This is a genomic window from Salegentibacter profundi (assembly GCF_054121475.1).
Genome location: NZ_JBSYGG010000003.1, coordinates 375774 through 402520, shown reverse-complemented (window position 1 = coordinate 402520; position 26747 = coordinate 375774). Strand labels below are relative to the sequence as shown.

Here is a 26747-nt window from a genome sequence, read left to right as displayed (position 1 = left end):
TCTATATATGGATCCAATGCTTCTTGTTTAGAAAGCAAAAATCAAACTATTATTTTAATTCACACACAACTTTTGAGATTGATCCATATTATATCACAAAGGAATTGATGCCGAACAAAATATCGAAATAGCAGGCGAGGCATTACTTCTGAACCCAAGATGGATTTTAGTCCTTAGACCCAACTTTTGAGATTGATCCCTACTTATCTTGAAAGCATTATTTTTTCTTACACCCTGAAATCGTTGTAGTTAATAACTATCTGGGATGCATTGCTCTAACCTGACCGTCCTCATGTTTTTCCCTCTTTTTCTGGATTTACTTTGTTTGCCAGATGAGGCTCAATAGCCGAATTTAAAAACAATCATCTAAAAAAGAGAAACTATGGGAAAAGAAAAAAACCGTTGGTTGATCGCTGCCTCCGCAGTTGGAATACACATTTCAATCGGCTCGGTTTACGCCTGGAGTGTATATACCAAACCCTTGATCGAAAAGTTTGGCTGGAAGCTTAGCGATACCCAATTTACCTTTAGCCTAGCCATATTTTTTCTGGGTATTTCAGCAGCCTTTTTAGGGCATTTTCTGGAAAAGAAAGGGCCAAGAAAATCAGGGATATTTGCAGCCATCTTTTTTGGGATAGGAATAGCGGGATCTGGACTAGCCGTATACCTGGAATCAATCTTCCTGCTTTACCTATTTTATGGAATCTTCGGAGGTATAGGTTTAGGCCTGGGGTATATTACCCCGGTTTCTACTCTTATTAAATGGTTTCCGGATCGACGAGGCCTGGCCACTGGCCTTGCCATAATGGGCTTCGGGTTTGCAGCGCTTATCAGTAGTCCTATTATAGTTTATCTGATATCGGCTGTTGGAATAGCCAGTACCTTCTTCATTATGGGTTCCGCTTATTTGGTCCTTATATTTATCTCGTCTCTTTACCTGGCCCCTCCACCAAAAAACTGGATTCCTGCTGGATTTGAGGCTACTGTAGCCTTGGGAAAGAAGAGGGTCACTCAGGATCTGTCTCAGTTAACAGCTAATCAGGCGGTAAAAACTAAACGCTTCTGGTATTTATGGTTCATGCTTTTCATTAACATATCATGTGGGATAGCTATCATTTCTGTGGCTTCTCCCATGGCCCAGGAATATGCTGGCCTAACGGTAGTTGCCGCTGCCACTATGGTTGGCATTATGGGACTCTTTAATGGAGTTGGCAGAATTGGCTGGGCCACCTTTTCTGATAAAATAGGTCGTCCCGCAATGTATTCCATTTTCTTCGGAATTCAGGTCGTTGCCTTTTTCTTATTACCCGGAATTACTAATGCAATTCTTTTTCAGGTAATTATATTTCTGATTCTATCATGTTACGGGGGAGGCTTTGCCACAATTCCTGCCTTTATTGGAGATGTTTTCGGGACAAAGCAACTTGGAGCAATCCACGGCTATATGCTTACTGCATGGGCTGCGGCTGGAATTTTTGGACCCTTGTTCGCTGCATGGTCACGCGGTGTTACCTCCAGTTATAACGGAACACTTTACTTTTTCGCCGGTCTTCTACTAGTTGCATTTGGTCTGTCTCTGCTCACTCAAAGAGAAATTAAAAGATTGAAAAAAGAATCTCGGTATAAAAACGAAGAACTTGATGTAGCACAGGAACCTGAATTGATATAGTATAAACCATTATTGTGAAAAGAAAATTAACCACTTAAACTATCATTATGATTGACGTGTCCGATAAGGTACTTGCCCCCCAGGATGAAGGGGTTTGGGACCAAAAAATTAATGTAAGGGATTTTGTTATAAGAAATATCACTCCTTACTATGGAGATGCCTCCTTTCTTTCGGGAGCTACCGAAAGAACAAAGGCGTTATGGCAGCTTTGCCTTGACGCTATGAAAGAAGAGCGCGCTAACGGTGGGTGTAGATCGGTTGACACCGAGAGTATTTCCAGTATAACCAGCCATGGCCCCGGTTATATTAAGAAAGATCTCGAGGTAGTAGTAGGTTTACAAACTGATGAACTTCTAAAAAGAGCCATGAAACCCTTCGGTGGAATTCGGGTTGTGGAAGGTGCGGTAGTTGAACGAGGGCTCAAAGTAGCCGATTGGGTGACAGAATTATTCAATTATACTAAAGATCATAACAACGCGGTGTTTGCAGCTTATGATGCTGAAATAAGAGATTACCGGTCTCACGGTGTTCTTACTGGGCTGCCCGATAATTATGCTCGTGGAAGAATAATCGGAGATTATCGTCGTCTTGCTCTTTACGGTGCTGATCGACTTATCGAAGCCAAGTTGGCTGATAAAGTTGCTATAGACGGGGAGATGGACGAGCATAAGATTCGTCTTCGTGAGGAAATAAACGATCAAATCATTGCCTTAAAGGATATCAAAAAATTAGGTGCTGTATATGAGCTTGAGCTAGGACGTCCGGCCAAAAATGCGCGTGAAGCGATTCAATGGGTGTACATGGCTTACCTGGCTGCGGTAAAAGAGCAGGATGGAGCTGCTATGTCCTTGGGGAATGTTTCTTCATTTCTTGATATTTATTTTGAAAAGGATCTGGAGAGGGGACTGATAACAGAAGAGCAAATTCAGGAACTAGTTGACCAGTTTGTGATGAAACTTCGGATGGTACGCCACCTTAGGCCAGGTCCCTATGATGAGATCTTCGGAGGAGATCCTACCTGGGTTACCGAAGCCATTGGCGGTCAGTTTGAAGATGGAAGAACCAAGGTCACCAAGACTTCTTTCCGCTTTCTGCAAACTCTTTATAATCTTGGACCATCTCCGGAGCCAAACCTAACCATACTGTGGTCTGAAAATCTTCCGGGTGGCTTTAAAGATTTCTGCGCTAAGGTTTCTATTGATACTTCTTCCATTCAGTATATGAATGATGATATGATGAGGGATTACCGTGGCTCAGATGATTACGGGATAGCTTGCTGTGTTTCTCACCAGGATCTGGGTAAAAGAATTCAATTTTTTGGTGCAAGAGTGAATTTACCCAAGGTACTACTCATGGCCCTCAATGGAGGGCGCGAGGAAATTTCAGGAAAAGAGATCCTTAAAGATATTGCCCCAATAGAAGGAGAATACCTTAACTATGAGGATGTAATGGAAAAGTTCAGACCAGCAATATCAGAAGTTGCTAGGGTATATTCTAAAACCATGAATATCATCCATTATATGCACGACAGGTATTATTATGAAAAAGCCCAAATGGCATTTATTGATTCCGATCCAGGTGTGGATATGGCTTATGGTGCTGCTGGAATTTCTATCATCGCCGACTCTTTATCTGCCATTAAGTATGCGCGGGTTAAACCCATTCGAAATGCGGCTGGGCTAACCGTAGACTTCAAGATCGAAGGAGATTTCCCTAAATTCGGAAATGACGATGACTGGGTAGATACCATTGCCAAAGATATTTCTCATGCTTTCTTTACTGAACTGGCAAAGCACAAATGCTATAAAAATGCGGTACCTACAATGTCTTTGCTTACCATAACCTCAAATGTGATGTATGGTAAAAAAACAGGGGCTACCCCAGATGGTAGAAAGGCAGGAGAGGCATTTGCTCCGGGAGCTAATCCAGTTCACGGGCGAGATACCCATGGAGCTATAGCTTCCCTGAACTCGGTTGCTAAACTTGATTATCACGATGCGATGGACGGGATTTCCAATACCTTCTCCCTTGTACCAAAGTCTTTGGGTAGTGCCCGTGAAGACCAGGTAAGCAACCTGGTAACAATGCTCGATGGTTATTTTTTAAATAAAGGACATCACCTGAATGTTAATGTTCTTAATCGGGAAACTTTAATGGATGCCTATGAACATCCGGAACGTTATCCGCAATTGACAATTAGAGTTTCAGGATATGCCGTTAATTTTATCCGCCTGTCTAAGGCGCATCAATTGGAGGTGATTACAAGGACCTTTCACGAAAGAATGTAAAATTAAGTGTAGCGCTTTGGGTTCAGTGCCGGTTTGATTATTTTCTCGAAGTATCCTTCCGGTGCTGTTACCCAATTCTCAGTTGCCTTTGAAGAACAAAGAAATGATCAAAAACGGAATGCTTGTTCCACAGAATGCTTCGCAACTCAATGAGGGAGAAAAAGACCAGCTCCGGGTACATTCCATAGAGAGTTTCGGGACTCATGACGGCCCCGGAATAAGGATGGTTGTTTTTGTTCAGGGTTGCCAGTTTCGTTGTCTCTATTGTGCTAATCCTGATACTATGGATGTGAAGGGGGGAAGTATTATAGGAATTGAAGAGATTGTTGAACGGGCCATTGGTCAGAAACATTACTTTGGGAAAACCGGAGGTGTAACCGTTTCGGGTGGGGAGCCCTTGCTTCAGCGCAAGCCCCTGAAACAGCTGTTCCGAAGACTGAAGAAGGAAGGAATCAATACAGCTCTTGATACCAACGGCCGACTTATTGATCAACAAACAAAAGAACTTCTGGAGGAAACGGATCTACTAATGCTGGATGTGAAACATTTTAATGAAGAATGGCATCGAAGGCTCACTGGCCTTTCCAATAAAAACACCTTCAAGGTAGCACTACACCGGGAAGTATCGGGAAAACCAATGTGGTTGAGATATGTGCTGGTTCCCGGCTGGTCAGATCAAGAGGAGCATTTACACCAAATGGGACAGTTCTTCCGAGATTATAAGCATATAGAACGAATTGAGGTGCTGCCATACCATTTGCTGGGATTGCATAAATGGGAAGTTCTGGGAATGGAATACAAGCTCAAAGGGATTGAACCTCCCACTCAGGAAAAACTTAAGTCTACAGCTGAAATTTTAAAGAAATATTTCACAGAGGTGAGAGTAAATTAATTGCATGTTCCTGGATAAATCTAGTTTTAATCATCTTACCTTAGCGAATAATGGAAAAAAAGGTTGGTATCATCTATTCTGGGGTTGATGGACAGACTAAAAAGATTTCAGAAGCCCTGTTGTACCAGCTACAACGTTTGCAGGTAGATGTTATCTTATATTCAATTGAAAACTTCCATGAGAAGGTAATGGATTTTGATCTCCTGATCATAGGCGCAGGGGTACGCTATGGAAAACACAATGTCCAGGTCCGGCGATTTGTATTAAATCATAAAGAAAGTCTTAATAAGGTTACCACTGCTTTTTTTTCCGTAAACCTGGTTGCCCGCAAAAAGGATAAAAACTCTTCCAGTACCAATCCCTACCTCATCAATTTTTTAAAGGAAGTAAACTGGAAACCCGATATGTTGGCAGTATTCGCGGGCAGACTCGATTATAGGCTCTATTCCTTTTTAGACAGGATCATGATAAAACTCATTATGAAATTCACCAATGGCCCTACAAGGAATGATACTGCCATAGAATATACCGACTGGGAGAGAGTTAGAAGCTTTGGTAAGCTGGTCTTGATGAAACTTGAGGAAGACTTTAACTGGAAATAATGTCTGAAGCGATTGAAATTTTAGTGCATAAAAGGTATTTTTGCAAAACATTGTCGCAGAAAAGATTTTAAATCTTATTTTTACTGCCAAATATTAACGGGTGATTAGCTCAGTTGGTTCAGAGCACTACCTTGACAGGGTAGGGGTCACTGGTTCGAATCCAGTATCACTCACAGATAACACAATAAAGGTCAACTTCATTTAATTTTTGATAAAATGCAGCAAAAGCTTATTAAAATTAAATTTTAGTTTTTTTATTTTTCCAATGACCTTGTTCTTTCCCCGACATAGAAAAATCCGATTAAGAACTGTCCTATATCTATAAGCTTCCTAGAAATATAAGGTTGAATGCTAAATACTATCCGGCTATTAAGGGGCTGTAGTCAGCGGTAAAAATGGGTGGAATAAAATTTTTACTGGCAAAACCATTTAAAACAGGTTAGGATTTGAAATCCTAATTGATTTGAAATCCGTTACAACATTTCTTCTGAAGGTCTGATGATTTGAACTAAAAGTGGTAAGTAGATCAAATACATGTAGTTCCAGCTTTAGGGAATAGATTAAAAAATTTCTAATCTCCAATCAATCCAAACCGGTAAAATGTTTTCAAGCGGGCGATTCGGTTTTTGGAGAGGTATTCAAAGAATTTGTTTTGCGCATTGATGTAGCTCATCTGCCTGGAATTTACCATAAAAAGTGAGCTTTCTCCGGCCATGAACATACGCCTTTCGCCTTCCAACAGCCTCCTGGTGTTTTCTACCGTTTCCCTGTAAATTTCCAATTGTTCATTACTGGTTTTCCATTCGTTTAGGGCGGCTCTTGCCTTATACTTTAGGTTTGCCTGATATTTTTTCAGGTCTAGCCGGGCATCGGCAAGCTTTAGACCGGCTAGTTTTACTTTCCCTCTTTCTTTTCTTAAGAAAAGGGGCATTTCAAATTCGAGTCCAAAATTATAATTATTCATAGAATATTCGGCAGTGGGGACCTCGTTTATCGTTTCAGTTAGCACATTGTACTTTAAGTTGAGCTCAGGCTTTAATTGTTCCCTGCTCCAGCGACGATCAATTTCCAGCTGATCTACTTTAAATGTGCTGCGGCGTAGCTTTGGATGGTTATCGATAAGAGCTTCAATTTCACCTAGAAATTGTTCCTCAATAGGTACTCCTGTAGGTTCTTGGTAAGCCGGAATCGTGCCCTGGGCTATTTCCAGAGGAGTAACGCCTTCGAGCCACAGAAAGATCGAAATTTGTTCAGAGGCATTTTCAAACTCCAGCCGGGCCTCGTTATAGCTTATACGGTTGCTCTGAACCTGTATTCTTGCCTCGGTGGTATCTATGGCTGCCACCTCTCCTGACAGGCTGCTTCGCCGCACACCTTCATAACGTTCTTCAGCGAGCTCAATAGCTTCCTCATACGTCTGCATTACCGAATAACTTTCAAACCATTTCCAGTAGGCCTTTCCGGCATCGTAGATAAGTTGGCTTAGCATTAATTCACGTTCCATCTCGCTCATTTTCTGGAAAAGTTTTGCTTTTTGAAGTTCAGCTCGTCTTTTATCTATTAAAAGTCCTTCCCCAAGGGAAATTGAAATTCCTCCATACCAGAGCCCATTTGCAGGAGTGACATTCTGCGGATTGAGATAGGAGCCTTCATTTAGATCGTATCCGCCCTGTAATTCTATCCCAAACCAGGTAGGGATCTTTAACCCACTTTCAATGATACTGTAGTATTGGGTGTCATTAAAATTTTTCTGCTTGGTATTATTGAAGATCTTAGGGTCAAAAGCTCCTCTTGCCGCCTGGACTTCAGCATCACCGATCCCCAATTGATTTTCAGCCTGTCTGGCTATAGGGTGGTTTGCTTTCACCAGTCCGATATATTCTTCGAAAGTAAGAATTTTTTCCGCCTTGAATTCCTGTGCCAGGATAGGGACTGCCTGGGAGAAGGTGAGCATTAACAGAAATATATTTTTAAAATAATTCATCTTTACTTTTTAATTAACAGAAAGTGTTTTTTTACTTTTTTCTGCATTTTTTGTTTCTCCAGTAGAATCATAAAAGTCTGGAGGGAAGCCGTTGATGTTCCTCCACAACTCATACCAGACAGGCACATCTTTGAGCAAGACCATATTTGAAGTTCCTGCACCTAAGCGCAAGGCTTCTGGCCAAGCTGGTTGTTCCGGATCAGGAGCGACCAGGACTCGATATTTTCCGTTTTTGGTGATGAACCTATCTATGGCAAAGATCTCTCCGCCATAGGTGCCGTAGCTCTGTTCTGGCCAGCCGGAAAATACTATTGCGGGCCATCCGTCAAATTGAATACGCACATCCTGACCTTTTTGAAGCAACGGCAGGTCAAGAGGGCGCACGTACATTTCAACGGCTAATTCATAATCTGCAGGCATTATGCTAACAATCTGATCGCCTTCCTTTAAAGTCTCGCCAATCCCTGACTGGATGGCCTGGGTAATATAGCCATTGGTAGGGGCTGTAATATAATACATCCCCTGTCTGACCGAATAATTAGTGTACTGGTTCTCCAATTTGGTGATCTCTGCCTCCGATTCATAGAGCCCAGTAAGGGTAGTATATTTATCTGATTCCGCTTTAGCAACTGCGTCGCGATATTGGGCCTGGATAGAACTCAGCTCTACTTCGGTATTAACCACCTCATTCTTGCTGGTGAGCAGCTTATTTTGAGCTGAAATCATTTCCGCTTGCTCTTTTCGCATAGTAAGTCTGCGGTTTTCAAGGTCGGTAAGGGATTTCAAACCTTCTTCATATAAACTGAGGATTCGCTCATATTGTTCTTCAGCAATTTCGTAATTAATAACAGCGGCCTGATAATCCATACTGTCGCTTTCCACCTTTAATCTTGCTTGTTGAGCTTTATTCCGCGCCTGCTGTAATTTTAATTCATTGGTTTCCAGTAACGCCCTGATCCTGTTATCCAGAGCTTTTACTTTTTCCCTGTATGATCCCACAGCGAGTTCTTTGGCGTTAAGTTGCTCTTGAGTCCTGTCCAAAAGCTTAGGATCAAAGTATTGGTCTTTTATCTCGGAAACGAACATAATGGTATCTCCTTTTTCAACGTAATCCCCTTCCATGACAAACCAGTCCTCTATTCTACCGGCAATAATAGATTCAATATTTTGTGGCCGATGTTCAGGTTTAAGTGCGGTCACCTCTCCTTTACTTCTGATATTTTGTGTCCAAGGAAGAAACATGCTTAGGAAAATGAGGAGGAAAAAGATTGTTATAAGGCGTTTTAACCATTTGCCTGATTTCCGGCTTTCAACCATATCCAGGCTACTGTAGGAAGTCCTGTTAACCTTATCGGTTATTTTATTTGATGAAATATTAAGCATCTTCCTCGTTTTTAAATTCTTCGGATAATTTTAATTCTTCATAATTTCCGATTTTGGTGATTTTGCCTTTCGAAACAATGGCAATCCGGTCACAGCGTTTGGCAAAATGCGCCTCGGAAGAAACCGCTATCAGGGTCCAGTCTTGATCCCTGGAAGTTAGAAAATCCATGACCTTAAGTCTCTCCCGGCGATCCAGGTTATCAAGAATATCTTCAATAATCAGCAAATTGGGTTTGCTGACAATACTTCTGGCAATCAGGAGCTTTGTAATTATGCTTCGTGAAAATTTATATCCTTGTGGTTCGACAAAGGTATCGTAGCCTTTTGGAAGATTCCTGATAAACCCTTTAAGTTTTAGGTGATTGACAGCCCATTTGATATTTTCGAAGGGGATATTTTTTCGTCCCATAGTGATGTTCTCTAAAATTGTGCCTTCAAAGAGGGTTCCCTGGGCAAAACATTCTCCTATCACTGATCTCATGTCATTGATATTTAAATTGGTAAGGGAAATTCCGTTATAAGAAACCACCCCCTCCTTTACATCATATAAACCGGCAAGGAGTTTAAGCAAGGTTGCCTTACCTGAATTGTTTTTACCAGAGATTAAAAATTTTTCTCCTTTTTTTACCGAGAATGAAATGTTCTCCAGAATCCTGGTATTACTCCCCGGGTATTTGAAACTAAGATTTTCAGTTTTTACTTTCATTCCTGGAGAGGTCAATTCATCTTTTAAACTTATTCCTTCTGATCTTTCCAGTTCGAGATCGGTAACCTCTCCGATTTTCTCCAGCCCTGTTAACACGTCATAAATAGTTTCCAGGCTAACTATAAGTTTCTCTACAGATTCCATAACCAAAAGTATGATAATCTCCGCCGCAACAAATTGGCCTATATTGATGGTCTGTTCCATAACCAGGAATCCCCCAAGGATTAATAAACTAGCAGCAACTATCACTTTAAAGACTACCATGAATGAATATTGCCTCATCAGGAGTTTAAAGTGATTTTCCCTTGATTTTAAGTAGGAATCCACATTGGTATTTGCTCTATCCAGGGGTAATTCCGTATCTCCCGCCAGTTTAAAGGAAGTGTTGTTGCGACCTATCTCTTCAAGCCAATGGGCAACTTTATACTTGTACTTAGATTCCTCTAAACTCGTAGATAGTCCCTTTTTTGCTGTAAAATGAAAGATCATATAAAGCAACAAGACCAATAGGACGCTAAAAACAATGAATAGGGGATGGTAGAGTGATAAAAGAATTAGGCCGAATATTACCTGGAGGACAGCCACGGAAAAGTCGATGAGTAATTTTGGAAGGCCTTTCTGAACCGTCATAACATCGAAAAAGCGATTCATTAATTCCGGGACATAATGCTTATAAAGTGCTTCCATCTTAATCCTTGGAAGACGATAAGAAAATTCAAAGGCAGCTTTTGTAAATATTTTCTGTTGCAGATTTTCGGTAATTCTAAATTGAAATATTCGCAAAACCCCTGTTGCAGCAACACCTAAGACCACAAAAATAATCAGTAATATCCATGAGGTGGTTATTTCTCCACCAATAATGAGATTGACAATCGCTTGTATTCCTAAGGGTACTGATAGGTAGACGAGCCCATTAAAAATGGAATAAATGTAAATATTGATAATTTCGGACTGATCTGGTTTTAATAACCTAAGGAGTCTTTTTAATGGACTTGGTTTTTCGGGTTTTGTCATTTCGTCTGTGTTGATGTTTTATGCCTGAATAGTTTTAAAAATCATTTCTTTATAAAATTCAGTGATGGCGTCTTCACCTTTAACTATATCGGTTAAACCTGGCAGGTGATCTGCAAAAAAGCGTTGATTGTGGGCACCTTCAATAATGGTTGAAACTAACATGTGAGGATATTTGTAGTGTGGATTTATTTCCAAGATGATATCACTCACGCGACCTACAAGCTTTTTATAACCAGCAAAAACACCAGCTTTATTTTGTTGATCAACTTCCTTGGTTAAATAAACCTTTGAAGCTTCGGAAATTATGATGTTCTGGAGCTTGGTTTCATTAATATGGGAAAAACTTTGGTCTTTATCAAGGGGTTTTGTAATTAGAATAATAGCCCTTTTGAGTTTTTCCTCAGGCGAATCTATATTGGCAGTTTTAAAAATAAAGTGATACTCTAGCCATGCCCAATACCATATTGTAAGGTACTGTAAAAGTTTATGTTTGCTCTCAAAATACCTGTATACTGATGCTTCCGTAGACTGAATGGCCTTAGCCAATTTTTGAAAAGTAAAATTTTCAAAACCAATTTCTTCAATAAGTTGAATACTTCCAGAAAGTATACGTTTACCAAGTGCACTGGATTCTGGATCCTTCAGGTATGTGTGCGGGTTAACCTGGATTGAAATATTAGAAAGAAAATGCTGCATAATAGAAATTTGCGCAAATATAATAGTAAACCTATCATAAACGAAAGTTAAACTTTGTTAATTTGCAGATTGTTAGCTTTAAATATGAATAACCTTAATTAAAGGCCACTTGATATGCCATATAAAATGGTTGGAAGAGGATTAGTAGTTATCCTCCTAAGCTGGTTAATTTCTGAGGAGGAATAGGTGCAGGGACAGGATTATTCACGGGCTCTGTACTTAAAAAATATTCATACATTGCCCTTAAGTCTTCTTCCTTGAGATTTTTGAAATTTTGCCAGGGCATAGGTGGTAATAACATTCGACCATTGGGCTGACCTTTTAATTTTCCTTCAGTTAAAGAACGTTTAAACTGTTCAAAACTCCAGGTGCCAATTCCGGTATCATCAGAGGTGAGGTTCGCTGCAAAGGATATGCCCCAGGGTCCTACAGCAGCTGTGAGATCATGGTTCATTAGCATCCATCCTTTTTTTAAAGCATCCTGGCTTATAGGGGGTAATTCACTACTGGCCTGGTAACCAGAGAAAGCTAATTCTTCTATGTATTCCGGACCCTGATTTCCCATACGTTTTGGACTGTGGCAATCCTGACAACCTATGGTATTGACCAGGTATTCACCTCTTTTGACCAGATCTTTCTTGGTTATGCTATCCATTTCTGCGATAAGGGGAACTGAGTGGTAATCTTTTTCCGCCTCGGCCTGCTTACAGCTTATTATAGAACAAAGTAGCAGATAAATGATGAAAGGAAGAACGATGGGAGAAATTGACTTCATATTATAAAATTTGGATTATTTTATGCTTCTCAAAAAATAGAATAGGAAGGTTGATACTTTGGGGAAGCCAAAGTTTCAATAAAATAACCAGAAAGATAAATAGGGGGAAACCTTGTTAATTTGTCTATTCTCACCTGTTGATATTAATGCTCAGTACAGGTAGATCGAAGTGATTAATTATATTCTCAGTAACTCCTGGCCGAAAGATTTTCTCCAGGCCGGAATGCTGACGAGTGATCGTAGCAAGCATATCAGGTTTTTCTGAAGCGATGTACATTCCGATTCCACGTTCTTCACTTTTGGCGTTAAAGACAAACCGTTTTTCCCTGACATCGGTCTGTTGGCTAAGGAATGCATCCATTGCTTGTTCTATTTGGTTACTTTCCATAAAAGTGTAAGGGGTATTAATATATACAACCTCTATTTCAATGGCTAATTTTTTTACCAATTCAAGAATTTCGTTGAAGCTTTTGATTGATTCTTCCTGAAAGTCCGATGCGATTCCTATTTTCTTTAAAGGAGCAGATTTATCGGCCTTTTTTACCGAAAGTACAGGTACCGGGGAGTGCTTTAAAACATTCTGGGTGTTACTTCCCATTAATTTTTGCATTCCTTTCTCACCATGGGTGCCCATAACTACAAGGCAATACTTCTCCTTACTAATGTAATTTTGAATTTCTTCAATCCCCTGATTGAATAAAAGCAAAGAGTTTGCTTCAACACCTATTTTTTCAGCTCTTCGTTCAAGTTTTAATAAGTTATCTTTCGCCTGGCCTATTGCAGCTTTGGTTTCAGGATAAAGACTTTCTTTTTCCAGCGACAATTTACTCCAGTCCACCGGAGTATTGATAAGGTGTAAAAAGCTCACTTCGGATTTTAGCTTCTTAGCAAGCTCCATTCCTATATTTGTTGCGTGGTTCGCACAATCGGAAAAGTCGGTGGGTATAAGTACGCGTTTCATAATCCTAGGAATTAAATTAAACCAAAACCGTCAACTTAGGTAAAGTTAACTCCCGCAGGAGTTTTTTTAAATGATTTAAATCATTTTTGAGTCATGAAAGGGCCTTTTGATTGCATTTTTGTTGAATTGCTAAAAAGTGTATTTTTGAATTCTTATGGAAATAGATAACCTGGAACAGGGATTTTTTGGAATTGGTATTCAAAATGGTAAGACTCCCGAGAACCTGGGAGTTCTTTGGAGATCAGCCCAAAATATGGGTGCGAGTTTTATTTTTACCATAGGAAATCGATACGAAAAACAGGCTTGCGACACCCACAAAGCCGTAGGGGCTATGCCTTATTACCATTATGAAAACTTTGAGGATTTCTATACGCATTTGCCAAAAGGCGCTATGCTGGTAGGTGTGGAATTAACAGATAAGGCCGTGCCACTGGAGAGCTTTAGGCATCCACGTCGTTGCGTTTATCTCCTGGGCGCCGAAGATCATGGACTTACCAATAGGGCTCTTGAGAAGGTTCATCAATTGGTGAAATTTAAATCTACACTAAGTCTTAATGTTTCTGTGGCCGGAAGCATAGTGATGTACGATCGAGGGATGAAAACCGAATTTTCTACTTAAGTCAAAACTTCTTTCTCTTAGCAAAAATTGGAAATATTGGAGCTTTCATTAAATTAGCAGGGATTAAAATCTAAACTAAAAAAAATGAAAAGTTTTTCAAGGCTATTATTGTCTTTTGCAGTTGCTGGAATGTTCAGTATGACCTCATCGGCCCAGGAGGTCGTCGAAAATAACCAGGCCGATTTTGATGAATTCATGGATCGCAGTGGTAACCGCTACAGATCAGCCACCGGTAAACCAGGCCCGGATTATTGGCAGAATGAAGCAGATTATGATATCGAGGCTACCCTGGATGATCAAGAACATACTATTACCGGTAAAATAACACTTACTTACACCAACAATAGTCCCGAACCTTTGGATTTTATCTGGATGCACTTAGAGCAGAATCGTTTTACTGAAGATTCTCGCGGAACTCTGACCACTCCAATCCAGGGAAACCGTTATAATGGTGATACCGATGGGGGTTATACCATTTCCAATTTGGAAGCGAAGGTTAAAAGAAGTAGCTCAAATAAATATCTTATCAACGATACTAGAATGCAGGTTTTCTTTGATCAGCCAATTCCGGCCAAGGGAGGAAAAGCTACCGTTTCAATGAATTTTAAATACAAGATCCCTGTTGAAGGAATGGACCGGATGGGCCGGCTTGATGTGGAGGACGGAACCATTTATGCTCTTGCACAGTGGTTTCCTAGGGCTGCAGTATTAGATGATGTTGAAGGCTGGAATATTGAACCATATCTTGGAGCTGGTGAGTTTTATCTCGATTATGGAGATTATGATTATAAAATCACCGCCCCGGCTAGTCACATCGTGGTGGGGTCTGGTACCTTGCAGAATCCAAGACAGGTACTTTCTTCCACGGTAAAAGAAAGATGGGACCAGGCAGCAAAGAGCGATTCAACGGTTTACTTGATTAAACCTGAAGAAGTTAATAATATGTCCATAAGAGCTAAACAGGAAGGAACCCTTACCTGGCACTATAAGATAGAAAACGCCCGGGATGTTGCCTTTGGATCTTCTAAAGCTTTTATCTGGGATGCAGCAAGGATTAATTTGCCAGGGGGAAAGAAAGCCTTAGCCCAGTCAGCATACCCTAAAGAAAGTGACGGACAAGGAGCTTGGTCTCGTTCGACTGAATATTCTAAAGCTTCAGTAGAGCATTATGCAGAAAAATGGTTCAACTATCCATACGGAGGTGCAGTGAATGTGGCGGCACACATTGGGGGTATGGAGTATCCTGGACTTAATTTCTGCAGCTGGCAAAGTGAAGGTGCTTCCCTATGGGGAGTGACTGATCACGAATTCGGTCATAACTGGTTCCCAATGATCGTCGGTTCTAACGAAAGACGTTATGCCTGGATGGATGAAGGTTTTAACACCTTTATCAACCATTATAGCACTTTGGAATTCAATAACGGGGAATATCCTTCTACATTGAACCAGACCAGAAATATGAACAGGTGGTTTACAAGTGAACAAAGAGAAGGTATAGATACTTATCCTGATGTTACCAATTTGAGAAATCTTGGTATGACGGCATATTACAAGCCAGCTATTGGATTATTACTGATGAGGGAATACATTCTTGGTGAGGAGCGTTTTGATAATGCCTTCAAATCTTATATTGAAACCTGGGCCTACAAGCATCCACAACCCGCAGACTTTTTTAACCATATGGAAAATGTTGCTGGAGAAAATTTGTCCTGGTTTTTTAAAGGTTGGTTCTATGGAACCGGAAATATAGATATTGCCCTTGGGGGAGTTCAGGAGTATCAGGGGAATTATCTAGTTAGCCTGGCTAATAATGGAGAGATACCAATGCCTGTTTTATTGGAAATAACTTACGAGGATAATACTTCAGAAGAAATAAAACTTCCGGTGGAGATATGGCAACGTGGTGATACTTGGAACTACCTTCACAAAACCGATAAAACCGTAAAACGTATCGAACTGGATCCCGACAAATTGTTACCGGACAATATTTCTAATGATACCTGGCCCCAATCCATTTATGGGAATTAAAAACAAATAAGGATAAAAAAGGCTGCCTGAATTTTAGGCAGCCTTTTTTATATGTCTTCACCCTTTCCAAATAAGTCAAACTGATGTTAGTTTATTTCATGGCGTAACATTTTTTTTAACTTCAAGGCTAGAGTTGTGCATTGCGTGGAATCCCTTACATTATCATATCTATTCAAAGAAATGGTGTTACTACCAGTTTCTTTTATAGTCTTCTATAAAAAAGAACCTATGCGTTCATTGATTGTTTTGTTCATTTTATATTTGGCACCGATCTCAAAAGGTCCAGCAATATAGTGGGCGAGGTCTTGAGGAAAAGTCGCATGCTTTCGATCAATAAAAAGAATAAATTCGTCGCCGGTTGCAGAATACAAAATGAACTTGATCTGGATGTTAATTTAGAATTAGCCAAGCTTAGAAAATACCAGCTAGTTTTGGGATTCCTTTGATATTATTGAACCCAATGCGGCGATATAAGCTTTTACCGCAGTGGGAAAATCATCTTTTTAACAATTCCTCCCTTTCCTGAAAATTTATTGAAAACTGATAAAAGGACTATACTTCATTGTTAATGAATAGGTTTTTCTCTTTGATCATTTTGGCCGTTTTTTCAGGAATCATCTTTTCCCAGCCATCTTTGCCTTCTACTATCATTTGATGCACCTGTCGGGAGTGGATATCCAGTACCTTTGGCTCATAGTCTGTGATGTCTACTACTCGGTTATTATCAAGGAAGAATTTATAAAGTTCTTTGATACGAGGATGTACTTTTAGATTTTTACTAGTCACGATTTCTCCGGTTTCCGGGTTTTTAAGCGGATAAAGATAAATTTTCAGATTTTTGAAAAAGAGTTTTCCAAAAGCTTCTAGAATCCCCCCGCTTAAGTGGCGATAATATCTCTCGTCGAAAATATCAATTAGAGTATTAACACCCATGGCAAGTCCCATTTGTTCCTTAGTGTGTTGGGAAAAATATTCCACAACCTTGTAGTATTCCTGAAAATTTGAAATCATTACATTGTGGCCAAGACTACACAACAGGTCGGCACGATCTAGAAAATCTTTTTCATCTATTTCACCTTCAGATTTAAGGTTCGAAAGGGTTATTTCAAAAATCACCACGGTTTTTTCTGGATCCACCCTTTTTTCCTTTCTAAATAGTTCCAGTGATTTCTCGTACATGTTCATATTTACATTGGTCACTGGTCTGAAACTTCCCCGAAGGGTTAAGATGTTCTTTTTGTACAGAACATTGGCCGGGAGTATGTTATTCCCTTCCGGATTGAACATAACGGCTTCAGTAATGCCGTTCTTGACCAATTGGAGGCTCATAAGGCGGTTATCCACATTTTTAAAAACAGGACCAGTAAAATTAATTGCATCGATTTCTATCTTGTCATTAGAAAGATGATCGAAAAGGTGCTGGAGTAATGCTTTGGGGTCATCATATTGATAAAAAGCACCGTAAATGAGATTGACCCCCAGAATTCCAAGACTTATTTGTTGGTGAACCGCACTGTTCTCGTGAAACTGAACATGCAAAATAATATTGCTGTATTCCTCCCTGGGTTTAGTTTGAAATCTTATTCCAAGCCATCCATGACCTTTATATTTCTTTGCCCAGTCTATTGTAGCCACAGTATTAGCATAACTGAAAAATAATTTGTCAGGATGCTTTTCTCTTGAGATACGCTCTTCAATGAGTTTGCTTTCATAGTCCAGCATGCTCTTTAACCGGGCTTCGGTAACATATCTTCCCGTGGATTCTAAGCCGTAAATAGCATCGCTAAAATCCTTGTCATAAGCGCTGATGGTCTTGGCAATGGTTCCAGAAGGACTGCCAGCCCTGAAAAAATTCCGCACTGTTTCCTGGCCAGCCCCAATTTCAGCAAATGTACCGTAGATATTCTTGTTTAGATTTATTCTTAGGGTCTTGTTCTCTATTGAAATAATATTCTCAAATTCCAGATCTCCCTCATCAATTACAGACATTACCTTAGCTTTATAGTTGTCCTATAAATTTACTAAACTTAAACCTTATCTGCTACTACTTTATAAGTTGGATCCTCAAGGATGTTAACTTCAATAATTGCATCAGCCTTATTTAGGAGTGCTCTGCAGTCGTTGCTTAAATGCCTTAAATGAAGTTTCTTACCCTGTTTGTGGTATCTTTCAGTAAGTTTATTAACCGCCTCTATACCACTCATATCTACAATTCGACTTTCAGAGAAATCAATAACAACCTCTTCCGGATCATTTAAAATATCGAATTTGTCATTAAATGCCTGAACAGATCCGAAGAAAAGCGGGCCATAAATTTCGTAATGTTTAACACCTTCATTGTCTACTCTTTTTCTGGCTCGAATGCGTTTGGCATTATCCCAGGCAAAAACAAGAGCAGAAATAATCACTCCAATAAGTACTGCAAGGGCAAGGTTATGAAGGACAACCGTGACCACAGTGACTAAAACCATTACCAAAATATCAGATTTTGGCATTCTTCTAAACGTTCTCAAACTGGCCCATTCAAAAGTACCAATAGCAACCATAATCATTAAACCTGTAAGTGCCGCCATTGGTAAAAGTTCAATTACACTCGAACCAAACATGATAAAGATTAGTAAACTCACCGCGGCAACGATTCCCGACAACCGGGCTCTGGCACCTGAAGAGACATTGATGAGACTTTGTCCAAGCATGGCGCAACCGCCCATTCCAGAAAAGAATCCTGATAGGATATTGGCCCCGCCCTGTGCAACACATTCTCTGTTGCCACTGCCACGGGTCTCAGTGATCTCGTCTAAAATATTAAGGGTAAGTAAACTCTCGATCAAGCCAACTCCCGCCATAATTGCGGCGTAAGGAAGGATTAATATAAAAGTATCCAGATTGAAAGGTACCATCGGAATGTGAAATGGAGGGAACCCCCCTTTAATAGAGGCAATATCTCCAACGGTTTTGGTGTCAATATCCAGGGCAGCAACAATTCCAAATACCACTAGAATGGCAGCCAGGGTGGCCGGTACGATTTTGGTTAATTTTGGAAGGAGCCAAATGATCAAAATTGCAGTAAGAACTAAAGCCAGAAAGGTATAGAGTGGTGTTCCGCTCATCCATTCTAACTCACCTGCAGCATTGGGTACTTTGAACTGGTCGAGCTGAGACATGAAAATAATTATAGCCAGGCCATTGACAAATCCGAAGATAACTGAATGCGGTACCAACCTTATAAGTTTACCCAGACGTAGGACTCCGGCTACTATCTGGATTAAGCCAGCCAGGATTACCGTTGCAAAAACATATTCGGGACCATGAGAAACAGCCAGGGCAACAATAACCACTGCAACGGCTCCAGTTGCTCCCGAGATCATGCCAGGGCGTCCACCAAAGATAGCCGTTATAAGTCCCATTACAAAAGCAGCATATAGACCAGTCAGCGGTGATAAACCAGCGATAAATGCAAAAGCCACTGCTTCAGGTATTAAAGCCAGGGCTACGGTTAAGCCCGCCAAAACTTCAGTTTTGTAATTTACTTTTTGAGAAAAATCAAAAAGGTTAAAAATATTTTTCATCAGAATAAAAGTTTAGTATATAGTGATTAGCGAAATATTTTCGCGATGGAATTGCAAACCGAGGAAGCTAAGCCTGTTAGGGCGGAGTAAGGGGGGATGATTGTATGGTGCTTCTGCCTGTCATAAGAGCCGCCAAAATTAGCTATTTATTTGTAACTGGAAACCCAGGGCATTAAAATCTGCTGATTTTTAATAAAATCTTAATTTATTGCGGATTAAATTATAAAACCGGCAATGTTTTAAATGAAATTTTCATTGCTGACAATCTGCCGGGTATCAGAAAAATTATCCGGGCGAACCGATTGATATATTTGCGATGAATCGGGGTGAGTAAGAATCAGTTGCCATAAATTGAGCTTTTTTGCTCTGAAAGCTGCTGCACTGGAATTTAAGTAAAACTCCCACATCCTGTAAAAAATATGGTTGTAATCTGATTTTATTTCCGGCCAGGAACGTTTAAAGTTTTCTAACCAGGCCATAAGAGTTTGGTCATAGTATAAGCCGAAATTATGCCAGTCTTCCAAAATAAGTTTGCGTTCCATTGCCTGTCCTATCTGCCTTATCGAGGGTATTAATCCATCTGGAAAAATGTATTTATTGATCCATGGATCCGTATGGAATTTTGTGTAATTCCCTCCAATAAAATGCACCAGGCTGACACCATCTGTTTTTAAAGCGTTTTTAATAACCTGCATAAAACTATCAAAATTTTTATGCCCTACATGCTCCAGCATCCCGATCGAGACTATGCGATCGTATTTTTCATTGATATCCCTGTAATCCTGAAAAAGGATTTCAACGGGTAATCCCTTGCATCTCTGGGTAGCTAGTTTTTGCTGTTCTTTTGAAATGGTGATCCCGGTAACAGAAACCTTATAATTTTCTGCAGCAAATTTGGCAAAACCTCCCCAGCCACATCCTATATCAAGAACTTTTTGTCCTTTTTTTAATTTTAGTTTTCGGCAAATGAGTTCCAATTTATTTCGCTGGGCCTGGGCCAGATCTTTTGCATCTTGCCAATAACCGCAAGAATAGATCATCAGCGGATCCAGCATTTTACTATATAAACCATTTCCAATATTATAGTGAATTCCTATAGAGCTTTGAGCTCTGCTTTTGGTTTGTTGATTGAAGATCTTTGATTTTAACCATAGTAATTTTAGGCGGAAATTGGATTTGATCTTTTCCTCCAAATTAGCTTTAAAGAGACGATAAAACATCTTGTCCATCGCCTGGCACTCCCACCAGCCTTCCATATAGGATTCTCCAAAACCGAGAGAGCCACGGCTTAAGACACTTTGATAAAATTTTTCATTTTTTACCAGAATGTCCCAGGAATGACTACCGTTAATTTCTATTCCAGCTTCCTTTAATAAATTTTGTACAGCGATTTTGTAGTCTGTTTTTGCCATATGACGTTTGATTTTGGAGGTTTCGACCCTTAATTGCTGAGGTTCATTAACTTAAATTTAATCGATTTTGGGGATATTTTAAAATTAAAAGACATTTATAGTAAGGAGGTTGCTGTTTAACTTGTTATTTTTGCCAAAAGAAATTAAATTAAAATGGCACATAAAGCAGGATTTGTAAATATCATAGGAAACCCAAACGTGGGCAAATCTACACTGATGAATGCTTTTGTGGGCGAGAAACTCTCTATTATCACCTCCAAGGCTCAAACTACACGGCACCGTATCCTTGGTATTGTAAATGGAGAGGATTTTCAGATGATACTTAGCGATACTCCTGGAATTATAAAACCAGCTTATCAACTTCAGGAATCGATGATGAGTTTTGTGAAATCAGCCTTTGAAGATGCTGATGTGCTGATTTATATGGTTGAAATTGGTGAACAGGAACTAAAGGATGAAGCTTTTTTTAATAAGATTATCCAAGCCGACATTCCCGTGTTATTATTGCTCAATAAAATTGATAAATCTAATCAAACGGAACTTGAAACCCAAGTAGAATTATGGAAGGATAAAGTGCCAAACGCTGAGATATTTCCGGTTTCCGCTTTGGAAGGTTTTAATGTTGCTGAGGTTTTTAACCGCATTGTAGAATTGCTTCCTGAAGCACCTCCATTCTATCCTAAAGATACCCTTACTGATAAACCAGAGCGATTTTTCGTTAATGAAATAATTAGGGAGAAGATTCTAATGCATTATAAAAAGGAAATACCCTATTCTGTCGAGATTGATACTCAGGAATTCTTTGAGGAGGAAGATATTATCAGAATGCGCAGTGTTATAATGGTAGAACGAGACACCCAGAAAGGGATTATTATTGGTCATAAAGGTGCCGCTTTGAAGAGAGTGGGGGTGGAGGCTCGGAAAGACCTTGAAAAATTCTTTGGTAAGCAAGTTCATCTTGAACTGTATGTAAAGGTTAATAAGAACTGGCGTAGCGACCAGAGGCAGCTCAAACGTTTTGGTTATAATGAATAAACCGATCCAGGTTTATTTTATACGGTGTTTCGAAATTAAAGATATGCGGTTTAGACTTTTCAGTCAAACCCGATTTTTTACACTAATTTTGCATTTTAATAAAAGAATAAGCTATGGGCAATATTGTTGCTATCGTGGGTAGGCCAAATGTAGGAAAATCAACCTTTTTCAACCGACTCATTCAGCGTCGCGAAGCGATCGTTGATTCAGTAAGCGGGGTGACACGAGACCGTCATTACGGAAAATCCGACTGGAACGGAAGGAATTTTTCTCTTATCGATACCGGTGGATATGTTAAGGGCAGTGATGATATCTTTGAAGCTGAAATAGATAAGCAAGTCGAACTGGCCATAGATGAGGCGGATGCCATTATTTTTATGGTAGATGTTGAAAGTGGGGTTACTCCAATGGATGAGGAAGTAGCTAAATTACTCAGGAAAGTAGATAAACCTATATTCCTTGCTGTAAATAAAGTAGATAACAATAAGCGTCTTGAGAACGCTGTTGAATTTTATTCCCTGGGATTGGGGGAATATTTTCCAATTGCCAGTACCAATGGCAGTGGCACTGGAGACCTTTTGGATGCTTTAATAGAAGCGCTACCCGAACAGGAAGCTGATGAGGAGTCAGAACTCCCACGCTTTGCCGTGGTAGGGCGTCCCAATGCTGGAAAATCTTCATTTATAAATGCCCTTATTGGAGAAGAACGATATATCGTAACAGATGTCGCAGGTACCACTCGCGATGCAATGGACACAAAATACAATCGTTTTGGTTTTGAATTTAACTTAGTAGATACCGCTGGAATTCGACGGAAATCCAAGGTGAAGGAAAATCTTGAGTTTTACTCGGTAATGCGCTCTGTTCGTGCAATTGAAAACTGCGATGTTTGTTTGATCCTACTAGATGCGACTCGTGGATTTGACGGGCAGGTACAGAATATCTTCTGGTTGGCAGAAAGAAACCGTAAAGGAATCGTGATCCTTGTCAATAAATGGGACCTGATAGAAGACAAGGAAACAAATACGATGAAGGAATATGAGGCCAGGATCCGAAAAGAAATAGAGCCTTTTACCGACGTGCCGATCATATTTATGTCGGTCCTTACCAAACAGCGTATCTTTAAGGCTATAGAAACCGCGGTGAAGGTTTTTGAAAACCGAAACAAAAAAATAAAAACGCGTGAATTAAACGATGTGATGTTACCTATCTTGGAGCATACTCCGCCACCAGCCTATAAAGGTAAATATGTTAAGATTAAATTCTGTACACAATTGCCTACGCCTCAGCCTCAGTTTGCTTTTTTCTGTAATCTGCCTCAATATGTACGTGATCCTTATAAAAGGTTTGTGGAAAACAAATTGCGGCAAAACTTTGATTTTAATGGTGTTCCTGTTGCGGTTTATTTCAGAAAAAAATAGATAGCTATTAAAGCATGTAACAAATAGGAGGTCCAGAGCGCTAATTACAGTAAAAAAGAATACCTTGGAATTCAATGCAGCATCCTTCCCTACCAGGCCAGATGGAATATAAGCCTGGGATATCAGTTTTTTATAAAGATACTACCATAAAGGTGAAGGCATATGATACGCTGAATCAAAATATCGATACCAGGAAAATCCTTGGGAAGACTTTATTTAGGATGCAAGTAGTCGTCTTATCTTGCAGCGTTATATTATGCTTAGCTTCACTTCCAAGATCAGTAAACTTGGAGAGAAAGATCTCAACACCAATAAAAGAGGGTTTTAGAATTTAAACTTAAGGATAATTAAAAAATGATCTCTGGAATTGGCGGTTCATTTTTTTGAAAGCGGCAGCCTTATCTTAGAATACAATTTTTATTAAATCTGTCTTGCAAAAATCCCTGCCGTGAATTGCCTATGGACTTTTGGGAATTCATCGAAAAGATTACCAGCTACCACCAGCACCGCCGCCGCCAAAGCCACCGCCGCCAAAGCCACCACCGAAACCTCCGCCTCCGCCGAAGCCCCCACCTGAACTTCCGCCTCCAAAGGATCCACGCCCCATGGAGCTTAAAATAATTGCATCCAATAAAGTGCCTCCTGTACTTCTGCGTCCTCCATTGCGGCCACCTTTATTTTTGTTGCTCAGGGAGACAATGATAATGAGGAATATAATTCCCAGAATAAGTAATTGGATCGGTATCCCTTCACTGTTTTTTCCCGTCTGAGGAGTGCCCTGGAATGTGCCTTCCAATATCTGGAAAATCGCAGTGGTTCCTTTATCAAGACCTCCATAATAATCATTCTTTCGAAATTCAGGAAGAATGATCTGTTCAATCACTTGTTTGGTTCGTGCATCGGTTAAGTACTCCTCCAGGCCGTAACCGGTAGTAATCCAGATTTTCCTGTCATTCTCAGCCAATAGAATCAAAAGGCCATTGTCCTCCTTCGACTGGCCAATACCCCATTCCTCAGCCCAGTGGGCGGCATAGGTACCTTCATATTCGCCCTGTAATGATTCAATTGTCACGATAACAATCTGGGTAGTAGTGGTGTCAGAATAGTTTATTAATTTTTGTGTAAGACGTTTTTCTTCAGCGGTATTTAGGACATCGGCCTCATCATACACGCTGGTCTCTTGAGATGGTTTAGGAGGGATCTCCCGTTGGCTGTGCCCAGTTCCAGCCAGGACAAGTGAGAAAAAAACAGTGAAGATGAATTTGAAGTGGGCTTGTAGCATTTATTCCTTTGAAATTTTGTTGGAAAGTTCATTAGTGTTGTCAGGCGACCAGGGGAAATGTTCTTCCAATTGCTTTCCAGCTTTGAGGACCCCATCTATTAATCCCTGTTTGAATTTTCCTTCTTTAAACTGGTTTACGATAGCATCTTTGGTACTTTCCCAGAAATCAGGTGGCACCACGTCGTTGATACCACGATCTCCATAGATCACAAATTTATGATCATCTATGGCTACATAGATTAGCACTCCGTTTTCTTCTTTAGTATTGTCCATCTTCAATTGATGGAAAACCTCCATGGCCCGATCAAAGATATCCTTATTTCCACAGGATTTTTCAAGGTGTACCCTTATTTCACCCGAGGTGTGACCTTCGGCAATCCGAATAGCTTCAACTATTTCTTCTTCCTCCTTTTTGATTAAAAATTCCTCTACCTTGCTCATTGTCTAAAAATCAAATTCCACATCAGGAACGTTTTCTGCTCCTGCATCGGCCTGGAAGCGTTCCATTTTTTCAAAACCAAACATTCCAGCGAAAATATTGTTTGGGAATACTCTGATATAAGTATTGTAATCGGCCACGGCTTCATTATACCTGTCCCGGGCAACATTGATCCTATTCTCGGTGCCTTCTAACTGAGACTGTAACTGCAGGAAATTTTGATTAGCCTTGATGTCTGGATAACGCTCCACACTTACAAGTAACCTTGATAAGGCTGAACTCACTCCGCTTTGAGCTTGTTGAAATTGCTGAATCTGTGCTGCGCTGAGATTGTCAGCATCAACATTCACGGCAGTAGCACGGGAACGTGCTTCAATGACATCAGTAAGGGTTCCCCTTTCAAAATCGGCAGCACCCTGAACGGTTTGCACCAGGTTTCCAATAAGGTCATTTCGGCGTTGGTAAGAACTCTCTACATTAGCCCAGGCCATCTTGGCGTTTTCTTCTTTTTGTATGGCGGTATTATTTACCCCTGCGGTAAAACTATAAATAACAAAAATTACAATGGCAATAATTATTGCCGGTACAAGCCACTTTTTCATATTTACATTTGGTTTTTAAGGTCGGTTAGTTTTGCTTTTATACCTTCCAACTTACGGATTATTTCAAAATTGTTAAGGATTTTATGCCTTTCTTCCTTTAGGTGGGTTTTGGCTCCTTCCAGGGTAAAACCTCTTTCCTTGACAAGATGGTAAATAAGTTCCAGGTTCTTTATATCCTCAGGGGTAAACTTTCGGTTTCCCTTGGCATTTTTTTTCGGCTGGATGACATCGAATTCCTTTTCCCAAAAACGAATTAGCGAAGTATTTACCTTAAATGCGGAGGCTACTTCGCCAATACTGTAATATCTTTTTTCGGGTAGGTTCAGATGCATTAATCCAGAGATTGGTTTTCCTGTTGTGCCTTTTTAAGTACTTTGTCAAATTCTTCCGGAGACAGATGCCCATAGTAAAAATTAATGGGGTTTATTCTTCTGTCATCTTTAAAAATCTCATAATGCAGGTGTGGTGCCTGGGATCGACCTGTGCTACCAACATAGCCGATGATATCCCCACGTAATACGCGTTGACCCACTCGAACATTGTATTTGTGAAGATGAGCATATAGGCTGGTGTACCCATACCCGTGATCTATCCTTATGTGATTTCCGTAACCGGTTGATCGATTGTCTGCGCGCGTTATACGTCCGTTTCCAGTTGCGTATATGGGCGTCCCTCTTGGGGCGGTAAAATCCATTCCATAATGGAATTTTCTGACCTTGGTAAAGGGGTCTGTCCGCCAACCATAACCCGAAGCAATTCTACTGAGGTCTTCATTTTTTACAGGTTGGATTGCAGGTACGGCAGAAAGAAGTTCCTCTTTTTCTTTGGCAAGATTTGCGATTTCATCCAAAGATTTAGACTGAACCACAATTTGCTTGGTGAGGATATCCATTCTTTTGTTGGTCTCAATGATCAACTTTGAATTATCGAAGCCTTCCAGGTGGCGATAGCGGTTAATTCCTCCAAAGCCTGCTCGTCGTTGTTCTTCGGGAATTGGATTGGCCTCAAAATACATTCGATAGATATTGTTATCGCGATCCTCCACATTGGCTAGCACATCCTGGATCTGATCCATTTTCTTGTTTAGAAGACTATATTGCAATTGCATATTCTGAAGTTCCCTTTTTAAGGCTTTTTCCTTTGGGGTTTCAATCTGGGGAATATTTAGGTATAACACTAAAAGTAGAAAACCGGCGAGAAAAGAACCCAAAATACTAAGAAATATAATGCCTAAGCGCCGGCCTTTTCGGCGTTCGATTTTTTTATAGGAAAGCGTCTCGCTATCGTAATAATATTTAACCTTCGACATGAGTCAAATTTATGCTATTTTTGCCTTCACAATGAGCAATTACCGTGCAAACTGTAAAGGC

22 protein-coding genes and 1 tRNA gene are annotated in these 26747 nt (G+C 40.1%); 9 read left to right on the top strand and 14 right to left on the bottom strand.

All coding sequences use genetic code 11. The features are described 5' to 3' along the window. Positions 1–382 precede the first annotated feature (382 nt). From ACW6NC_RS06735 to ACW6NC_RS06715, 5 genes are all read left to right on the top strand, one after another. Positions 383–1669, top strand: coding sequence for an L-lactate MFS transporter (locus tag ACW6NC_RS06735; protein ID WP_457864611.1), 1287 nt, complete (start codon positions 383–385; stop codon positions 1667–1669). Between the two features lie 47 nt (positions 1670–1716). Further along, positions 1717–3957, top strand: a complete 2241-nt coding sequence (pflB, locus tag ACW6NC_RS06730; protein WP_457864609.1) for a formate C-acetyltransferase — start codon at positions 1717–1719, stop codon at positions 3955–3957. Positions 3958–4045: 88 nt separating this feature from the next. After that, positions 4046–4849 (top strand): pyruvate formate-lyase-activating protein, encoded by an 804-nt coding sequence (gene pflA / locus ACW6NC_RS06725; protein WP_457864607.1) that lies wholly within the window; start codon positions 4046–4048, stop codon positions 4847–4849. Between the two features lie 50 nt (positions 4850–4899). Then, entirely contained in the window at positions 4900–5451 is a 552-nt protein-coding gene (gene hemG, locus ACW6NC_RS06720) for a menaquinone-dependent protoporphyrinogen IX dehydrogenase (protein WP_457864605.1), read from the top strand. 98 nt (positions 5452–5549) lie between these two features. Further along, positions 5550–5624, top strand: a tRNA-Val gene (locus tag ACW6NC_RS06715). Between the two features lie 398 nt (positions 5625–6022). Here ACW6NC_RS06715 and ACW6NC_RS06710 read toward each other — a convergent pair. From ACW6NC_RS06710 to ACW6NC_RS06685, 6 genes are all read right to left on the bottom strand, one after another. Next, positions 6023–7435 carry a TolC family protein gene (locus ACW6NC_RS06710; protein ID WP_457864603.1) on the bottom strand — a complete coding sequence of 471 codons (1413 nt, stop codon included), beginning with the start codon at positions 7433–7435 and terminating at the stop codon, positions 6023–6025. Positions 7436–7444: 9 nt separating this feature from the next. Further along, positions 7445–8818 carry an HlyD family secretion protein gene (locus ACW6NC_RS06705; protein WP_457864602.1) on the bottom strand — a complete coding sequence of 458 codons (1374 nt, stop codon included), beginning with the start codon at positions 8816–8818 and terminating at the stop codon, positions 7445–7447. Further along, the gene (locus tag ACW6NC_RS06700; protein ID WP_457864600.1) at positions 8811–10538 is read right to left on the bottom strand and encodes a peptidase domain-containing ABC transporter; all 1728 of its coding nucleotides are present in this window, start codon (positions 10536–10538) and stop codon (positions 8811–8813) included. Before ACW6NC_RS06700 ends, ACW6NC_RS06705 begins: the two co-directional genes overlap by 8 nt. An 18-nt stretch (positions 10539–10556) precedes the next feature. Beyond that, positions 10557–11234: a TetR/AcrR family transcriptional regulator gene (locus tag ACW6NC_RS06695; RefSeq protein WP_457864598.1), complete on the bottom strand. Its 678-nt coding sequence runs from the start codon at positions 11232–11234 to the stop codon at positions 10557–10559. Between the two features lie 148 nt (positions 11235–11382). Next, a complete protein-coding gene (locus ACW6NC_RS06690; protein ID WP_457864596.1) occupies positions 11383–12009 on the bottom strand; it encodes a diheme cytochrome c-553 in 627 nt (208 codons plus the stop codon). A gap of 130 nt (positions 12010–12139) precedes the next feature. After that, positions 12140–12970 (bottom strand): universal stress protein, encoded by an 831-nt coding sequence (locus tag ACW6NC_RS06685; RefSeq protein WP_457864594.1) that lies wholly within the window; start codon positions 12968–12970, stop codon positions 12140–12142. A gap of 154 nt (positions 12971–13124) precedes the next feature. On the opposite strand from ACW6NC_RS06685, the gene ACW6NC_RS06680 reads away from it, so the two are divergent. Further along, on the top strand, positions 13125–13589 hold the full coding sequence (locus tag ACW6NC_RS06680) for an RNA methyltransferase (RefSeq protein ID WP_457864593.1): 465 nt from the start codon (positions 13125–13127) through the stop codon (positions 13587–13589). Positions 13590–13673: 84 nt separating this feature from the next. Continuing rightward, on the top strand, positions 13674–15617 hold the full coding sequence (locus tag ACW6NC_RS06675; protein ID WP_457864591.1) for a M1 family metallopeptidase: 1944 nt from the start codon (positions 13674–13676) through the stop codon (positions 15615–15617). Between the two features lie 552 nt (positions 15618–16169). Here the strand turns inward: ACW6NC_RS06675 and ACW6NC_RS06670 are convergent. From ACW6NC_RS06670 to cfa, 3 genes are all read right to left on the bottom strand, one after another. Further along, the gene (locus tag ACW6NC_RS06670) at positions 16170–17606 is read right to left on the bottom strand and encodes a TonB-dependent receptor (RefSeq protein ID WP_457864589.1); all 1437 of its coding nucleotides are present in this window, start codon (positions 17604–17606) and stop codon (positions 16170–16172) included. 38 nt (positions 17607–17644) lie between these two features. Beyond that, positions 17645–19186, bottom strand: a complete 1542-nt coding sequence (locus tag ACW6NC_RS06665; RefSeq protein ID WP_457864587.1) for a SulP family inorganic anion transporter — start codon at positions 19184–19186, stop codon at positions 17645–17647. A 239-nt stretch (positions 19187–19425) separates the two neighbouring features. Beyond that, positions 19426–20598: a cyclopropane fatty acyl phospholipid synthase gene (cfa, locus tag ACW6NC_RS06660; RefSeq protein WP_457864585.1), complete on the bottom strand. Its 1173-nt coding sequence runs from the start codon at positions 20596–20598 to the stop codon at positions 19426–19428. 153 nt (positions 20599–20751) lie between these two features. On the opposite strand from cfa, the gene era reads away from it, so the two are divergent. Together era and der are read left to right on the top strand one after the other, a co-directional pair. Beyond that, complete coding sequence (gene era, locus ACW6NC_RS06655; protein WP_457864584.1) at positions 20752–21633, top strand: GTPase Era; 882 nt, start codon at positions 20752–20754, stop codon at positions 21631–21633. 113 nt (positions 21634–21746) lie between these two features. Beyond that, positions 21747–23054, top strand: a complete 1308-nt coding sequence (der, locus tag ACW6NC_RS06650) for a ribosome biogenesis GTPase Der (protein ID WP_457864582.1) — start codon at positions 21747–21749, stop codon at positions 23052–23054. 487 nt (positions 23055–23541) lie between these two features. Here der and ACW6NC_RS06645 read toward each other — a convergent pair whose 3' ends face one another. The 5 genes from ACW6NC_RS06645 to ACW6NC_RS06625 are packed head-to-tail and all read right to left on the bottom strand — an operon-like array spanning position 23542 to position 26686. Then, positions 23542–24336 carry a TPM domain-containing protein gene (locus tag ACW6NC_RS06645; RefSeq protein ID WP_457864580.1) on the bottom strand — a complete coding sequence of 265 codons (795 nt, stop codon included), beginning with the start codon at positions 24334–24336 and terminating at the stop codon, positions 23542–23544. Then, on the bottom strand, positions 24337–24777 hold the full coding sequence (locus ACW6NC_RS06640) for a TPM domain-containing protein (RefSeq protein WP_457864578.1): 441 nt from the start codon (positions 24775–24777) through the stop codon (positions 24337–24339). A 3-nt stretch (positions 24778–24780) separates the two neighbouring features. Further along, a complete protein-coding gene (locus ACW6NC_RS06635) occupies positions 24781–25377 on the bottom strand; it encodes a LemA family protein (RefSeq protein ID WP_457864576.1) in 597 nt (198 codons plus the stop codon). A 2-nt stretch (positions 25378–25379) separates the two neighbouring features. Further along, entirely contained in the window at positions 25380–25709 is a 330-nt protein-coding gene (locus ACW6NC_RS06630) for a MerR family transcriptional regulator (RefSeq protein WP_457864574.1), read from the bottom strand. Continuing rightward, positions 25709–26686, bottom strand: coding sequence for a M23 family metallopeptidase (locus ACW6NC_RS06625; protein ID WP_457864572.1), 978 nt, complete (start codon positions 26684–26686; stop codon positions 25709–25711). Before ACW6NC_RS06625 ends, ACW6NC_RS06630 begins: the two co-directional genes overlap by 1 nt. Positions 26687–26747 lie beyond the last annotated feature (61 nt).

What these genes read in the sequence shown, in the direction of transcription:
- ACW6NC_RS06735 (WP_457864611.1), top strand. Translation starts at nt 383, where the DNA reads ATGGGAAAAGAAAAAAACCGTTGGTTGATCGCTGCCTCCGCAGTTGGA.
- pflB (WP_457864609.1), top strand. Translation starts at nt 1,717, where the DNA reads ATGATTGACGTGTCCGATAAGGTACTTGCCCCCCAGGATGAAGGGGTT.
- hemG (WP_457864605.1), top strand. Translation starts at nt 4,900, where the DNA reads ATGGAAAAAAAGGTTGGTATCATCTATTCTGGGGTTGATGGACAGACT.
- ACW6NC_RS06710 (WP_457864603.1), bottom strand. Translation starts at nt 7,435, where the DNA reads ATGAATTATTTTAAAAATATATTTCTGTTAATGCTCACCTTCTCCCAG.
- ACW6NC_RS06705 (WP_457864602.1), bottom strand. Translation starts at nt 8,818, where the DNA reads ATGCTTAATATTTCATCAAATAAAATAACCGATAAGGTTAACAGGACT.
- ACW6NC_RS06700 (WP_457864600.1), bottom strand. Translation starts at nt 10,538, where the DNA reads ATGACAAAACCCGAAAAACCAAGTCCATTAAAAAGACTCCTTAGGTTA.
- ACW6NC_RS06695 (WP_457864598.1), bottom strand. Translation starts at nt 11,234, where the DNA reads ATGCAGCATTTTCTTTCTAATATTTCAATCCAGGTTAACCCGCACACA.
- ACW6NC_RS06690 (WP_457864596.1), bottom strand. Translation starts at nt 12,009, where the DNA reads ATGAAGTCAATTTCTCCCATCGTTCTTCCTTTCATCATTTATCTGCTA.
- ACW6NC_RS06685 (WP_457864594.1), bottom strand. Translation starts at nt 12,970, where the DNA reads ATGAAACGCGTACTTATACCCACCGACTTTTCCGATTGTGCGAACCAC.
- ACW6NC_RS06680 (WP_457864593.1), top strand. Translation starts at nt 13,125, where the DNA reads ATGGAAATAGATAACCTGGAACAGGGATTTTTTGGAATTGGTATTCAA.
- ACW6NC_RS06675 (WP_457864591.1), top strand. Translation starts at nt 13,674, where the DNA reads ATGAAAAGTTTTTCAAGGCTATTATTGTCTTTTGCAGTTGCTGGAATG.
- ACW6NC_RS06670 (WP_457864589.1), bottom strand. Translation starts at nt 17,606, where the DNA reads ATGTCTGTAATTGATGAGGGAGATCTGGAATTTGAGAATATTATTTCA.
- ACW6NC_RS06665 (WP_457864587.1), bottom strand. Translation starts at nt 19,186, where the DNA reads ATGAAAAATATTTTTAACCTTTTTGATTTTTCTCAAAAAGTAAATTAC.
- cfa (WP_457864585.1), bottom strand. Translation starts at nt 20,598, where the DNA reads ATGGCAAAAACAGACTACAAAATCGCTGTACAAAATTTATTAAAGGAA.
- era (WP_457864584.1), top strand. Translation starts at nt 20,752, where the DNA reads ATGGCACATAAAGCAGGATTTGTAAATATCATAGGAAACCCAAACGTG.
- der (WP_457864582.1), top strand. Translation starts at nt 21,747, where the DNA reads ATGGGCAATATTGTTGCTATCGTGGGTAGGCCAAATGTAGGAAAATCA.
- ACW6NC_RS06645 (WP_457864580.1), bottom strand. Translation starts at nt 24,336, where the DNA reads ATGCTACAAGCCCACTTCAAATTCATCTTCACTGTTTTTTTCTCACTT.
- ACW6NC_RS06640 (WP_457864578.1), bottom strand. Translation starts at nt 24,777, where the DNA reads ATGAGCAAGGTAGAGGAATTTTTAATCAAAAAGGAGGAAGAAGAAATA.
- ACW6NC_RS06635 (WP_457864576.1), bottom strand. Translation starts at nt 25,377, where the DNA reads ATGAAAAAGTGGCTTGTACCGGCAATAATTATTGCCATTGTAATTTTT.
- ACW6NC_RS06630 (WP_457864574.1), bottom strand. Translation starts at nt 25,709, where the DNA reads ATGCATCTGAACCTACCCGAAAAAAGATATTACAGTATTGGCGAAGTA.
- ACW6NC_RS06625 (WP_457864572.1), bottom strand. Translation starts at nt 26,686, where the DNA reads ATGTCGAAGGTTAAATATTATTACGATAGCGAGACGCTTTCCTATAAA.